The sequence below is a fragment of the Bradyrhizobium sp. CB82 genome, assembly GCF_029714405.1.
Lineage (GTDB): Bacteria > Pseudomonadota > Alphaproteobacteria > Rhizobiales > Xanthobacteraceae > Bradyrhizobium.
Genome location: NZ_CP121650.1, coordinates 2,200,271 through 2,213,391 on the forward strand (window position 1 = coordinate 2,200,271; position 13,121 = coordinate 2,213,391).

12 protein-coding genes are annotated in these 13,121 nt (G+C 61.8%); 11 read left to right on the forward strand and 1 reads right to left on the reverse strand.

All coding sequences use genetic code 11. The annotated features are described in order from the left end of the window. The first annotated feature begins 68 nt into the window (after nucleotides 1–68). The 10 genes from QA640_RS10675 to QA640_RS10720 all read left to right on the forward strand — a co-directional run bounded on the left by QA640_RS10675 (nucleotide 69) and on the right by QA640_RS10720 (nucleotide 11,971). Nucleotides 69–1,019 carry an ABC transporter permease gene (locus QA640_RS10675; protein ID WP_110116971.1) on the forward strand — a complete coding sequence of 317 codons (951 nt, stop codon included), beginning with the start codon at nucleotides 69–71 and terminating at the stop codon, nucleotides 1,017–1,019. 37 nt (nucleotides 1,020–1,056) lie between these two features. After that, on the forward strand, nucleotides 1,057–1,935 hold the full coding sequence (locus QA640_RS10680; protein WP_283040609.1) for an ABC transporter permease: 879 nt from the start codon (nucleotides 1,057–1,059) through the stop codon (nucleotides 1,933–1,935). 44 nt (nucleotides 1,936–1,979) lie between these two features. Further along, nucleotides 1,980–3,290 carry an FAD-binding oxidoreductase gene (locus QA640_RS10685; RefSeq protein WP_283040610.1) on the forward strand — a complete coding sequence of 437 codons (1,311 nt, stop codon included), beginning with the start codon at nucleotides 1,980–1,982 and terminating at the stop codon, nucleotides 3,288–3,290. A gap of 58 nt (nucleotides 3,291–3,348) precedes the next feature. Then, entirely contained in the window at nucleotides 3,349–4,767 is a 1,419-nt protein-coding gene (gene thrC / locus QA640_RS10690; protein WP_283040611.1) for a threonine synthase, read from the forward strand. A 26-nt stretch (nucleotides 4,768–4,793) separates the two neighbouring features. After that, nucleotides 4,794–5,744 (forward strand): homoserine kinase, encoded by a 951-nt coding sequence (locus tag QA640_RS10695; RefSeq protein ID WP_283040612.1) that lies wholly within the window; start codon nucleotides 4,794–4,796, stop codon nucleotides 5,742–5,744. Nucleotides 5,745–5,778: 34 nt separating this feature from the next. Next, nucleotides 5,779–6,981, forward strand: a complete 1,203-nt coding sequence (locus QA640_RS10700; protein ID WP_283040613.1) for a glycine C-acetyltransferase — start codon at nucleotides 5,779–5,781, stop codon at nucleotides 6,979–6,981. Between the two features lie 19 nt (nucleotides 6,982–7,000). Further along, nucleotides 7,001–8,029: an L-threonine 3-dehydrogenase gene (gene tdh, locus QA640_RS10705; RefSeq protein WP_283040614.1), complete on the forward strand. Its 1,029-nt coding sequence runs from the start codon at nucleotides 7,001–7,003 to the stop codon at nucleotides 8,027–8,029. Nucleotides 8,030–8,244: 215 nt separating this feature from the next. Continuing rightward, the gene (locus tag QA640_RS10710; RefSeq protein ID WP_283040615.1) at nucleotides 8,245–9,117 is read left to right on the forward strand and encodes a GNAT family N-acetyltransferase; all 873 of its coding nucleotides are present in this window, start codon (nucleotides 8,245–8,247) and stop codon (nucleotides 9,115–9,117) included. 11 nt (nucleotides 9,118–9,128) lie between these two features. Next, entirely contained in the window at nucleotides 9,129–10,313 is a 1,185-nt protein-coding gene (locus QA640_RS10715) for an alanine racemase (RefSeq protein ID WP_283040616.1), read from the forward strand. A gap of 194 nt (nucleotides 10,314–10,507) precedes the next feature. After that, nucleotides 10,508–11,971: an aldehyde dehydrogenase family protein gene (locus QA640_RS10720; protein WP_283040617.1), complete on the forward strand. Its 1,464-nt coding sequence runs from the start codon at nucleotides 10,508–10,510 to the stop codon at nucleotides 11,969–11,971. A gap of 112 nt (nucleotides 11,972–12,083) precedes the next feature. Here QA640_RS10720 and QA640_RS10725 read toward each other — a convergent pair whose 3' ends face one another. Beyond that, nucleotides 12,084–12,449 carry a hypothetical protein gene (locus tag QA640_RS10725; RefSeq protein WP_283043146.1) on the reverse strand — a complete coding sequence of 122 codons (366 nt, stop codon included), beginning with the start codon at nucleotides 12,447–12,449 and terminating at the stop codon, nucleotides 12,084–12,086. On the opposite strand from QA640_RS10725, the gene QA640_RS10730 reads away from it, so the two are divergent. Beyond that, nucleotides 12,354–13,022: a haloacid dehalogenase type II gene (locus QA640_RS10730; RefSeq protein WP_283040619.1), complete on the forward strand. Its 669-nt coding sequence runs from the start codon at nucleotides 12,354–12,356 to the stop codon at nucleotides 13,020–13,022. The genes QA640_RS10725 and QA640_RS10730 overlap by 96 nt on opposite strands. The last annotated feature ends 99 nt before the right edge of the window (nucleotides 13,023–13,121 follow it).

Here is a 13,121-nt window from a genome sequence, read left to right on the forward strand (position 1 = left end):
GCCGGCCGAAGCCCGTGTGGCCGAGGTCGGCGCTGGGGTGATGCTACAACGCCAACATGGTGACTCGAATGTCCGGGTTCCTGCTCAATCGTCTCTCGCAGAGCATCGTGCTGCTGGTGATCGTCTCGATCATCGGCTTCACGGTTCTCAACCTCATGCCGGGCGGTCCTCTCGCGCAGTTCGGGCTCGATCCGGGCATGACCCAGAAGGACGTGGAGCGACTCGCAACGCAGCTCGGGTTGAACCGGCCGCTATGGATACAGTATCTCGATTGGGCCTGGCGGCTGCTCCAGGGCGATTGGGGACACTCGTTCCGCGATGGCTCTTCGGTGCTGGCGGTGATTGGTCGACACTTGCTGGCGACGCTACTGCTTATGGGTACGTCCACCGCATTTGCGATCGCGGTCGGTGCCTGGATTGGAATCCGCGGCGCCACCCACCGCTATTCCCTGTTTGACTACTGCGCGACCGTCGGCGCCATGGTCGCCCTGTCGGTCCCGACTTTCTGGTTCGGCCTCATCGGCATCTATATCTTCACTCTGAAGCTCGGGTGGGTTCCTGCAGGTAACATGTACACGATCGGCGACGGCTCGGTGCTGGACTATCTGCATCACCTGATTTTGCCTAGCTTGGTGCTCTCGCTCGTTCACGTCGCGATCTGGAGCCGCTACATGCGCACGGCGACACTCGATGCATTGAGTCAGGATTTCGTCAAGACGGCGCGCGCTAAGGGCGTCAGCGAGCGCCGCATTTTGCTGAAACATGTCGTCGGCAATGCATTGCTGCCGATGATCACGCTGGCAGGGATGCAGCTGCCCAGCATTCTGACCGGCGCATTGGTCACAGAGACGGTCTTTACTTGGCCCGGAATGGGTCGGCTGTTTCTCGATAGTCTCGGTTACAGCGACTATCCGGTCGTAATGGGGCTGTTGATATTTTCGGCCATCCTGGTCGTGTTGGGCAACCTGATCGCAGACATCATCATCGCCACCGTCGACCCGCGCATTCGCCTGGGCTGAGCCCGCGGCTCATGCCTGATAACAGGAGGCAGCAGATATGACCGTCATCGCCGCGCACGCTACTCCAACTCGCTGGTGGCACAGCCGTGCGGTGTACCGCTTCATGCGCCATCATCTGGCGCTCGTTGGGATCGCGATGATCACCCTGCTCGTGCTGGCGTGCGTGCTCGGCCCCTATGCCTTGCCTTACGACTCCCTCCACATCGATCTGCGCGCCCGCTTTGCTCCACCTCTCAGCGGTCACCACTACTTCGGCACCGACCCCTTGGGACGTGACTTGGCCGCACGGCTCTTGATGGCCGGGCGCATCTCTCTGCTAGTGGGATTCTCCGCAATGTTGCTGTCAACGCTGATCGGCACCCTGGTCGGCGTCACGGCGGGCTATCGCGGTGGCTGGGTCGGGGCGGCGCTGATGCGCACCGTGGACGGCTTCCTGTCCTATCCCTCGATCTTCCTCGTCCTGGCGCTGGCCGCGACGCTGCGGCCGAGTCCCGTCATGATCACCGTCATCATTGCCGTCACGAGCTGGATGGAGACGGCCAGGATCGTCGAGGCCGAAGTCCGCTCGCTGCGCGAGCGCGAATTTGTCCAGGCTGCACGCATGGTGGGGCTCAGCGGGAAGCATATCATGTTCCGCGAGATCTTGCCCAATGCGATGGGTCCAATCATCGTCGCCGCAAGCCTGGCGGTCGCCCGCGCAATTCTGCTGGAAGCCTATATCAGCTTCCTCGGCTATGGCATCCAGCCGCCACTGCCCAGCTGGGGCAACATGCTCAACGGCGCCCAGCAATATCTGGCGAGCGCTCCATGGCTCGCCATCATTCCCGGTGCCGCAATCACGATTGCGGTGACGAGCTTCAACTTCATCGGCGACGGCCTGCGAGATGCCCTCGACGTTCGAGACGACCACATTTGATACTTCGAGCCGAGCCACGGCTGAACATACGAGAAGCAAACGCGATGCATGCGCCGAGAGTTGACGAGAAGGCGACGCCCTACTGGTGGGAAGCCTCACCGCTCAAACCGCCGCCTCAACAGCCACTGCCCAAGAAGCTCGACGTGCTGATCGTGGGCGCGGGCTATGCCGGACTCTCGGCCGGTCTGGTACTGGCGCGCGAAGGACGCTCCGTTGCGGCGTTCGATGCGATGGATCCGGGAGAGGGAGCTTCTACGCGCAACGGTGGGATCACCAGCGGAACCATTCGGCCGGATTTCGCGACGCTCACGCGGCGGTTCGGGGAGGAGAGGGCGCTGGCGATCGAGGCCGAAGGCAAGAGCGCACGCGAATTCCTGTACGATTTCATCAAGACGGAACGGCTTGCCTGCGACTTCCAGCCGGTGGGACAGTTCAAAGGCGCATTCGGCTATGAACAATACGAATCCATGGCGCGGACCGCGGAGAGGCTCGCGAAGGGACTTGGGATCGAGGCTTACGCAGTTCCCTATGCCGAGCAGCGAAAGTACATCGGCACGGATGTCTATCGCGGCGGCACGGTTCGGATGGACATCGGCGGACTGCACCCGGCCAAATTCCACGGCGAGCTTCTGCGCGTCGCGCTCGCCTCGGGATTGACAGTCCACGCGCGGACGCCGGTGATCTCAATCGAAGGAGATGGCGCTGGCTTCCGCGTCGTCACCGCGGGGGGCGCGGTGGTGGCACGTCAGGTGCTGGTTTGTACCAACGGCTACACCGATGGTGCCGTGCCCTTCCTACGTCGCAGGTTGGTCCCGGTCCGCAGCCGGATCATTGCGACAGAGCAACTCGCGCCAGACGTCATGGCGCGGCTGATGCCGAAACGGATGATGATCACCGAGAACCGGGAGGTCGGCTTCTATTACCGGCCTTCGCCGGACGGCAAACGCATTCTGCTCGGTGGCCGCGATAGCTCCCGCGTCGGCGATCCAGTCGCCCCGAAGCTGCTTCTCCGCAAGGGCCTGATCAATCTGTTTCCGGAACTGGAGAGCGTTCGCCTCTCGCACAGCTGGTTCGGCAACGTGGCGATGAACCGCGACATGATTCCTCGCATCTTCGAGAAGGACGGCGTCGTCTATGCCACCGGCTTCTGCGGCTCGGGCGTGGTCTGGGCGCCGTGGGTCGGTATGCATGCAGCCCACAAGCTCATGGGACATGAGGAGCGGGCACGCACGGCCTTTGACTTCCGCCCTCCGGCCTTCATCCCGTTCTATCGAGGCGATCCCTGGTTCATGCCCGCCTTCATTCAGGGCTACCGGATGCGGGACCGGATCGCGCTGTGGCGCGCCAGCCGCTGAAGGGCCAGAGCATAGCGTCCAACCACCGGCACTGCCGCCTCTCGAAAGAAGAGTATCGATGTACTACGTCTCCACGCGTGGCCATTCAGGTCGAAAGCAATTCTGCGAGACATTGCTTGAAGGCCTCGCCCCGGATGGCGGACTGTACGTACCCGAGACCTACCCTCGTGTGGACGATGGGACGCGGGATGCGTGGCGTACCTTGTCCTACCCGAGCCTGGCTTTCGAAGTTCTGTCGCTCTACATCAGCGATATTCCTCTCGCCGACCTGAAAGCCATTTGTAGAAAGACCTATACGCCGGAGGTCTTTGGAAGTCCCAAGATCTCGCCGCTGCGAAAGCTGGAGAACGACCTTTACCTCCAGGAATTGTCGAATGGCCCCACGCTGGCGTTCAAGGACATGGCCATGCAGCTGCTCGGCAATCTGCTCGAGTATGAATTGGCCCGACGGCATCAGGAATTGAACATTCTTGGCGCGACCAGTGGCGACACCGGGAGCGCAGCAGAATACGCCATGCGCGGCAAGAAAGGGGTGCGGGTCTTCATGTTGTCGCCCCGCGGGAGGATGAGCGCCTTTCAGCAAGCTCAGATGTTCAGCCTCCAAGACGACAACATCCACAACATCGCTATCGATGGTGTATTCGACGACTGCCAGGACATCGTCAAGCGCGTGTCCGGTGATCTGGAATTCAAACAGCGCTACAAGATTGGTGCGGTGAACTCGATCAACTGGGCGAGACTGCTTGCTCAGGTCGTCTATTACTTTTCCGGTTACCTGCAGGCGTCCGAACGGGGACCGGCAGGCGTAAGCTTTACGGTGCCTTCAGGAAACTTCGGAAACATCTGCGCCGGCCATGTTGCGCGCATGATGGGACTTCCAATATCCCGTCTGGTCCTTGCGACCAACGAGAACGACGTGCTCGACGAGTTTTTCCGTGCTGGCGTGTATCGCGTTCGGAGCCGGGCTGACACTCTCGAAACGTCGAGCCCCTCGATGGACATTTCGAAGGCATCGAATCTCGAGCGGTTCGTCTTCGACTTGGTCGGTCGCGACTCCGCTCGGACGAAGGTGCTGTTTGATGGTCAGCTCAGGGAGCGAGGTGGGTTCGACCTGAGTGGAGATCCCCGTTTCGCGGAGGCGGCCGGCAGTTTTGGCTTTCGAAGCGGCAAGAGCACCCATGCCGATCGGCTGGCGGCGATCCGCGATACGTGGGAGCGTTACCACACTGTGATCGACCCGCACACGGCGGATGGTGTCACAGTCGCGCGCACACACGCCTCCCCCGAGGAGGCAATGATCGTGCTCGAAACTGCACTGCCAATCAAATTCGCGGCGACGATCAAGGAAGCGTTGGGCCGCGAGCCGGATCTTCCAGAACGGTTCAAGGGCCTGGAAGAACTGCCGAGGCGCGTCAAAGTCCTTCCCGCGGACGCACAGGCAGTCAAGGACCATATCGCCGAGATTGTGGCCAGCTGAACGGTCGCTTGGGATCGAGGACAATCATGGCCGTGTTTACGGAATTGTCATTCGGCGAGGTGACGGCGTTCTTTCGAGCGCTGGGACTCGCCGCGCCTCGTTCCCTTCGTGGGATCACCGGCGGAATCGAAAACACGAACTATTTCGTCGATACGGATGGCGCAAGGTATGTGCTCACCTTGTTCGAGCGCCTCACATTCGAGCAACTGCCGTTTTATCTGCACTTCATGAAACATCTTGCGGCGCGGGGTATGCCCGTGCCGGACCCCGTTCCCGACGCACATGGCGTGATCCTTCACTCTCTGAGGGAGCGGCCCGCGGTGGTCGTCAACGGGCTTCCTGGTGCAAGCGAAACACGGCCTACGGCCGCCCATTGCCGTTCGGTCGGCGAGTTCCTGGCGCGCCTGCACTTGGCCGGGAGCGATTACCCACGACAACAGACCAATCCGCGCGGCCTTCAATGGTGGAACGAGGTCGTGTCGGTGCTCGGCCGCTACGTATCCGCCGGACAGCGCTCGCTGCTCTCGACTGAATTGGACTTTCAGAACGAGCTCGCTTTGTCCTCGACCTACAGGCAACTCCCGAGGGGGCCGATCCACGCCGATCTGTTCCGCGACAACGTGTTGTTCGAGAGGGGGCGCCTGTCCGGCGTCATTGATTTCTATTTCGCCGGATGCGACGCGTTTCTGTTCGATATAGCGGTGTGCCTCAACGACTGGTGCGTCGATGGCCTCACCCGCCGCCACAATGTCGAGCGAGCCGCCGCTTTCCTGGGTACTTATGAGAGCGTCCGGCCGCTGACTTCCTCCGAACACAAGCTGCTTCCTGTGATGCAGCGCGCTGCGGCATTCCGGTTTTGGCTGTCGCGCCTCTGGGATGTGCACCAGCCGCGGCGGGCTGCGCTCCTCAAGCCACATGATCCCAGCCACTTCGAGCGCATCTTGCTCATGCTCCGGGGAGAGCTCGCATTATCATGATCGTCCAATTTGCGGCAGCGAGGGTGGGGGTACGATGGTGCCGACCCTAGAAGGCCGGATTCGCGAGCTTGTTTCGCAAATCCAAGCGGAGGGCCTCTACAAGCGCGAGCGGGTGATCACTGGCGCGCAGGCGGGCCGGATCCGTGTCGTTTGGCAGTCTTCCGAGCGCGAACTCGTCAATCTTTGCGCCAACAACTATCTGGGTCTCGCCGATCATCCCGAAATCATCGCAGCCGCAAAGCGAGGCTTGGATGAGTTCGGCTTTGGGATGGCATCCGTGCGCTTCATCTGCGGTACGCAAACCCTGCACCGCGAGCTCGAGCGAACGATCGCTCACTATCTGGACAAGGACGACGCCATCCTTTTCGCGGCCTGCTTCGACGCCAATGGCGGGGTCTTCGAGCCGCTTCTGGAGGCCGACGACGCCATCATTTCAGATTCTCTCAATCACGCTTCCATTATCGACGGAGTGCGTCTTTGCAAGGCGAGGCGCTACCGCTTCGCCAACGGCGACATAAACGAGCTCGAGGATCGGCTCAAGGAAGCGGACAGGGAGGGAGCCCGGTTCAAATTGATCGCCACGGACGGCGTGTTCTCGATGGACGGATACGTGGCCAAGCTCCCCGCCATTTGCGCCTTGGCCGAGAGGTATGGCGCCGTCGTCATGGTCGATGACTGCCATGCCACCGGTCATCTCGGGGAAGCCGGCCGCGGCACGCCGACGCTGACAGGCACAAGCCGGCAGGTCGATATCATCACGGGAACGCTCGGCAAGAGCCTGGGTGGTGCGATGGGCGGCTTTGTTGCGGCGTCGCAACCCATTGTTGATCTGCTTCGACAGCGAGCGCGTCCATATCTCTTCTCCAACAGCCTCGCTCCGGCAGTGGCGGCGGGATCGATTAAGGCGATCCAGATTGCGGAAACAGCCGACGAGCGGCGGCAGCTTCTTGCTGCGCATACGCGGCGCTTTCGGTCGGGCTTGGAGAAGGCCGGATTCGAACTGCTCGCGGGAGAAACGCCAATCATTCCAGTCATGCTGCACGACGCGCAGCTGGCCCAGGATATGGCCGCCGCGCTGGATGAACGCGGCGTCTACGTCGCCGCATTCTTCTATCCCGTTGTACCCAAGGGAACGGCGCGGATCAGGACGCAGATGTCGGCGGCTCTGACCGAGACAGACGTTGAACTGGCCGTCGAGGCCTTCGCGGACGCCGGCAAAGCGCTTGGCGTGATTTGATAGTTACAAAGGTGCTCTCATGAAAGCTCTTGTCAAAGCAGCCGCCGAACCGGGGCTCTGGCTCGACGAACGGAGGATCCCGCAGATCGGACCGGATGACGTTCTCATCAAGGTCAACAAGACCGGGATCTGCGGCACGGATATCCATATCTACGCTTGGGATGAGTGGGCGCAACGTACCGTCCCTGTCCCGATGGTCGTCGGCCATGAGTATGCAGGCGAGATCGCCGAGGTGGGCGCGAACGTCACGAAGTTCGCGATTGGGCAGCGCGTTTCGGGTGAGGGCCATGTTGTCGGCATGAGCAGCCGCGCTGCGCGCGGAGGGCGGTTTCACCTGGATCCTGAAACCAAGGGCATCGGTGTCAACATTCCCGGAGCTTTTGCCGAATATCTGCGTTTGCCCGCCTTCAATGTCGTGCCGCTTCCTGATGCGATCGATGACGAGATCGGGGCAATCCTCGATCCGCTGGGCAATGCCGTCCACACCGCGTTGTCCTTCGACCTCGTGGGGGAGGATGTGCTCATCACCGGAGCAGGCCCAATTGGCATCATGAGCGCTGCCGTTGCCCGACATGTCGGTGCGCGGCACGTCGTGATCACCGACGTCAATCCGCATCGTTTGGCGTTGGCATCTGATGTCGCTGACGTCGTTCCCGTCGACGTGAGCAAGGAAGATCTCCGGACCGTGACGCAGCGCCTCGGCATGAAGGAAGGGTTCGATGTCGGGCTCGAGATGAGCGGTGCGCCCGCCGCGTTCGACCAAATGGTCGAAAATCTGGTGATGGGCGGCAAGATAGCGATGCTGGGCATCCCTGCTCGGCCCGCGACGGTCGACTGGACCAAGCTTGTCTTCAAGATGCTCACCGTCAAGGGAATCTACGGGCGGGAGATGTTCGAGACCTGGCACAAGATGCTCGCGATGCTCGAAAGCGGTCTCGACATCCGGAAAATCATAACGCACCGCCTTCCGGTCACAGAGTTCAAGACCGGATTTGAGATCATGCGCACCGGCAATTGCGGCAAGATCGTCCTGGACTGGAAGGCGTGAATACGCCCTCCGAGAGGCCGCCTGCCGCGGCACAGCAGATTGATCCTGCTGCCGCATCATCAATGAAATTCTATGCCGAACTTTGCGCCAGTCCGGCTGCGTAATGCTGTCGGACCGAAGTTACGCTGCGAACTGCGCGGGGATCATGAGATGGCCTCACGCTGTCAGGCGCTGGCGACCAGACCGGCAACCCGAGCAAGAGACGTCGACCGATCATGACAGCCGCAGCTTATCCAGTCGGGCATCGCGACAATGAGGATGTGGTCCTGCTTCCCTTCGCCAGATCGCATCTGGAAGGCGCCCTGAAACTCTCGCAAGAGATGTCCTGGCCCTACCGGATCGAGGATTGGGATGTTGCGCTGCAGCTGGGCTATGGCTTTGTTCTGGAGCGCGCTGGGACGGTGATCGGGACCGCGGCCTGGTGGCCGTATGGTGACACTCATGCTTCCGCCGGCATGATCATCGTCGCGAAGACCGCTCAGGGCCGTGGCTACGGGGCGCGGCTGATGGACGCGTTGCTGGCGTCGGCCCATCCGCGGACCATCGCGCTGAATTCGACGGCCGAAGGCATCACGCTTTATCGCCGCCGCGGCTTTGTGCCGACCGGGGTCATCCATCAGCATCAGGGCATTCCACGCCAATGCCATGAGCCGCCGCGGTCGGGCCTCGTCAGGTCAATGGCGACATCGGATTTCGAGGCAGTCGCGCAGCTTGATCGCGAGGCTACCGGTTTGGAGAGGCGACGGATGCTGGATCGGCTCATCCGGAGTGGTGACGGGTATCTCCTGCAGCGAGATGGCATAGCTCGCGGCTACGCCATCTCTCGGCTTTTCGGCCGTGGGCATGTCATTGGGCCTGTCATTGCCGAAACTCCGACCGATGCACGCGCGCTGATCGAGGCCGCGCTCGCAGATCTCGGACGTCGTTTCGCCCGCATAGACACCTCCGCTACATCGCAACTTGGGGAGTGGCTCGAGGGCATCGGCCTGCAGCGGGTCAGTGATGCAACAACAATGATCCTGGGAGCGCAGTCGCCGGCAGCCGGGCCGGCGCGCACCTTCGCGCTCGCCAATCAATCGTTCGGCTAGGAGAGATCGAAATGCCACAGCCGGAGATGCGCGTAACGGACATCCGGAACGGCGAGACGGCCGCAGCGGTCGGCGCGCTGGCAACACCGGCTCTCTTGCTCGACAAGGACCGGCTGCATCGCAATCTCGACCGCCTGTCATCTCGTATGGCCCGGCAGGGCGTCGTGCTGCGTCCCCATATGAAGACGGCGAAATCCATTGACGTCGCCCAACGCGTCTATCCATCGGGGGCGGGACCAATCACTGTCTCAACCTTGGCGGAGGCGGAGTACTTCGCGCAGCATGGATTCCGGGACATCACCTATGCCGTGGGACTTGCACCTCACACCGCCGCGAGGGCGATGCGTCTGAGGAAAGCAGGCATCGACCTCAAGGCGCTGCTCGATTCGCCGGAGCAGGCGATCATCCTCGGCGCGGCCGGTCGCGCCGCCGGTGTGATACCGTCCGCCTTCATCGAGATCGACTGCGATGGTCACCGCGGCGGGCTGACGGCGACCGATCCCAAGCTCATCGCCGTCGCGGCCGCCCTTGCCGAGGTCGGGGTCAAGCTCGCCGGCATTCTCACCCATGCCGGCGAATCCTACGGCCTCAGCACGCCCGCGACCCTTGTCGCGGCAGCGGAGAACGAGCGCGCCTTGGCCGTCGCCGCCGCAACGACATTGCGCGCGGCCGGGCATGAATGCCCTGTGGTCAGCGTCGGCTCGACGCCCACCGCCCATTTCGCCGAAGACCTGACCGGCGTTACGGAAATGCGGGCCGGCGTCTACATGTTCTTTGATCTGGTCATGCACGGCGTCGGTGTCTGCACCACCGATGACATCGCCATCTCGGTGCTCGCCACCGTGATCGGCAAGAAGCCCGAGAAGGGCTGGATTTTGGTCGATGCCGGATGGATGGCGCTGTCGCGCGACCGCGGCACCGCGGCGCAGCGGGTCGACCAGGGATACGGTCTGGTCTGCGATGTGGCCGGCAAGATCTATCCCGACCTGATCGTTTCGCAAGCGAGCCAGGAGCACGGCATCCTCGCCGTCAGGCCCGGCTCGGCGCAGGCTTTGCCCGACCTTTCGATCGGTGCGAAGGTCCGCATCCTGCCCAATCATGCCTGCGCAACGGCCTCGCAACACGCACTGTACAACGTCGTCTCCGCCGGCAGCGGCGCGATCGAAGCGCGATGGCCACGGATGCGCGGCTGGTAGGCTGTTCAACCAAGCAAGATTCGGAGGCCGGTTGTGAAGCTTACATCCTATTTTCTGGACACATCAGAGCCGTTCACGGGCGCCGAGCTCAACCCCTGGAAAGGTTTCGCCTAGCCGGCCATTCCGGGCCATCTCGGTCCGCCCTGGTTCCTGCTGCTGGTCGCCGCCTATTATCGGATCAAGGATCGCTTCCAATGACCTCTCCCCTTCGACACCTGACGGAAGCCGGCTTCCTCGGAAAATTCTACATCGACGGAGAATGGCGGAAGCCGATCGGATCAGTCGCGGCAGCAGCAACCGTCGTCAATCCGGCGACGGAGCAGCCGATCGCCGAGGTTACGCTCGGCGATGACGATGACGTGGACTGCGCCATAGCAGCTGCCAGACGAGCCTTCGTCGGCTGGTCCATGACACTGCCTGCTGACAGGGCGGCGCTGCTCGACCGGGTTCATGGTTTGCTCCTCCAGCGGCTGGAGTTGTTCGCGCAGGTCCTCACGTGCGAGATGGGAGCTGCCATCACCTATGCGCGCCGAGCCCAGGTACCGCTGGCCGCCGAACATATCCGTGTCGCACGCGACAATCTCGCGAACTATCCGTTCGTCACCCCACGCGGCAGCACCGCGATCATGCGAGAGGCGATTGGGGTCTGCGGTCTCATCACCCCCTGGAACTGGCCTCTCTACCAGATCACAGCCAAGGTCGGCCCCGCGCTCGCGGCTGGTTGCACGGTGGTGTTGAAGCCGAGCGAATTATCGCCGCTGAGCGCCTTGCTATTCGCTGAGGTAATGGACGATGCCGGTTGTCCGCCAGGCGTCTTTAACCTCGTCAATGGAACAGGTCCGATCGTCGGCGCTCGTCTGGCGTCGCATCCGCAGGTGGACATGATCTCGATCACCGGCTCGACCCGGGCCGGCGTTCTCGTCGCGCAGGCCGCGGCGCCCACCGTCAAGCGCGTCGCCCAGGAGCTCGGCGGCAAGTCGCCGAACATTATTTTGCCGGATGCCGATCTGAGCCGTGCTGTTCCGCTCGGCGTCGGCGCAGCCTTCCGCAATCTCGGCCAATCCTGCAGCGCACCGACGCGCATGCTTGTGTCCCGCTCACAGGTGGAGGAGGTCGAGATCCTGGCGGCGGTCGCCGCTTCTGAATTGGTGGTCGGCGATCCCCTTGCGGAAAGCACGACCCATGGCCCGATCGCCAACCGGCCGCAGTTCGAGCGCGTGCAGACCATGATCGATGTCGGTCTGAAGGAAGGCGCCAAGCTCGTCATCGGCGGGCCGGGGCGGCCTGACGACCTTCAGATTGGCCTCTATGCACGGCCGACGATCTTCTCCAACGTCCGTCGCGACATGAGAATCGCGCAGGAGGAGATTTTCGGCCCGGTGCTGTCGATCGTTCCCTACGACACCGTGGAGGAGGCGATCGCGATCGCCAACGACACCGTCTACGGCCTTGGCGCTCATGTACAAGGCACCGACATGGAGACGGTACGGGCGGTCGCCCTTCAAATCCAGTCGGGTCAAGTGCATCTCAACCATCCCGACTGGGACCCCAACGCACCTTTTGGCGGCTACAAGCGCTCCGGCAACGGCCGGGAATACGGCATAGAGGGCATGGAGGAGTATCTCGAGACCAAGGCCGTCGTCGGATTTTACAGATGAACGCTGCGGCAACATCTGCTTAGCACCGCACGAAAACTGTTGATGCGGTCTGCGCCGTGATCGGCCGGTCACTTGACGATGTGCCTTCACCCCGAAGAACGTTCCTGCCGGATCAAAGCTCGGAACTATCAAGCCTTGCGCCATCACGCTTCATTAAATTTTGCGCTTCGTTGGAGCCAAGCGGCAGCGGGATGCGTAGCTGCGCCGAATGAGGCTTCCGATGCTGGCTGAACTGACTGCCAATACCCGCGAAACGTCGTGCTGGGTTTTGCGGTAGGTCGGGGGCCTTCTGCTGGATGACCATGCATTGCAGCACATTCTGCCAGATGCCCGCGGCTATGCTCGGCTTAGTTAGTAAGCCAGATGGATAGGAGCCAAGAACATGGGGCGCTTCCGGCCGAAATACGTGACGTTTGATTGCCACGGCACACTGATCAATTTCCAAATGGCGGAAGCCGCACGGAATCTGTTCGGACATCTTCTGGACAGAACGCGCATGGACGAATTCATCAGAAACTTCCAGGCCTACCGTATCGATGAGGTGTTACAGGACTGGAAGCCCTATGCCGATGTCGTTCACAACGCACTTGAGCGCGCCTGCCGCCGCAACAACATCCCGTTCCGCGCCGAAGAGGCCGAAACGATCTACGGACGCATTCCGACCTGGGGGCCGCATCCGGACGTACCCGAGGGCTTAGCTAAACTTGCCAGGGAAGTTCCGTTGGTCATCCTTTCGAACTCGATGAAGGCTCAAATTCCGTCGAATGTGGCAAAGCTCGGCGCGCCATTTCACGCGGTCTACACCGCTGAAGAAGCGGGGGCCTATAAGCCGCACTTCAAGGCGTTCGAATATATGTTCGACATACTGGGATGCGGCCCAGAGGACGTAACGCACGTTTCCTCGTCTTTCCGTCACGACCTGATGTCTGCCTATGATCTGGGTATCAAGAGCAAAGTCTGGGTCAATCGGCGCCATGAGCCGGCCAACCCCTACTACGAGTACGCCGAAATCGGCGATCTGACGCAGCTGCCAGGCGTTTTCGGGCTCTGATGGCGCAAACGGATCGTGGCCTTGCGGAGCACCTTGTCCATTCTTGCGCGAGCTGCCGCCGAAAGCCGCTTTCAAGACCAGGCATAGCGAGGCTTCACG

Excerpts from the sequence above, each read along its gene's own strand:
- QA640_RS10675 (WP_110116971.1), top strand. The coding sequence starts at position 69 with ATGTCCGGGTTCCTGCTCAATCGTCTCTCGCAGAGCATCGTGCTGCTG.
- QA640_RS10680 (WP_283040609.1), top strand. The coding sequence starts at position 1,057 with ATGACCGTCATCGCCGCGCACGCTACTCCAACTCGCTGGTGGCACAGC.
- QA640_RS10685 (WP_283040610.1), top strand. The coding sequence starts at position 1,980 with ATGCATGCGCCGAGAGTTGACGAGAAGGCGACGCCCTACTGGTGGGAA.
- thrC (WP_283040611.1), top strand. The coding sequence starts at position 3,349 with ATGTACTACGTCTCCACGCGTGGCCATTCAGGTCGAAAGCAATTCTGC.
- QA640_RS10695 (WP_283040612.1), top strand. The coding sequence starts at position 4,794 with ATGGCCGTGTTTACGGAATTGTCATTCGGCGAGGTGACGGCGTTCTTT.
- QA640_RS10700 (WP_283040613.1), top strand. The coding sequence starts at position 5,779 with ATGGTGCCGACCCTAGAAGGCCGGATTCGCGAGCTTGTTTCGCAAATC.
- tdh (WP_283040614.1), top strand. The coding sequence starts at position 7,001 with ATGAAAGCTCTTGTCAAAGCAGCCGCCGAACCGGGGCTCTGGCTCGAC.
- QA640_RS10710 (WP_283040615.1), top strand. The coding sequence starts at position 8,245 with ATGACAGCCGCAGCTTATCCAGTCGGGCATCGCGACAATGAGGATGTG.
- QA640_RS10715 (WP_283040616.1), top strand. The coding sequence starts at position 9,129 with ATGCCACAGCCGGAGATGCGCGTAACGGACATCCGGAACGGCGAGACG.
- QA640_RS10720 (WP_283040617.1), top strand. The coding sequence starts at position 10,508 with ATGACCTCTCCCCTTCGACACCTGACGGAAGCCGGCTTCCTCGGAAAA.
- QA640_RS10730 (WP_283040619.1), top strand. The coding sequence starts at position 12,354 with ATGGGGCGCTTCCGGCCGAAATACGTGACGTTTGATTGCCACGGCACA.
- QA640_RS10725 (WP_283043146.1), bottom strand. The coding sequence starts at position 12,449 with ATGTCCGAACAGATTCCGTGCGGCTTCCGCCATTTGGAAATTGATCAG.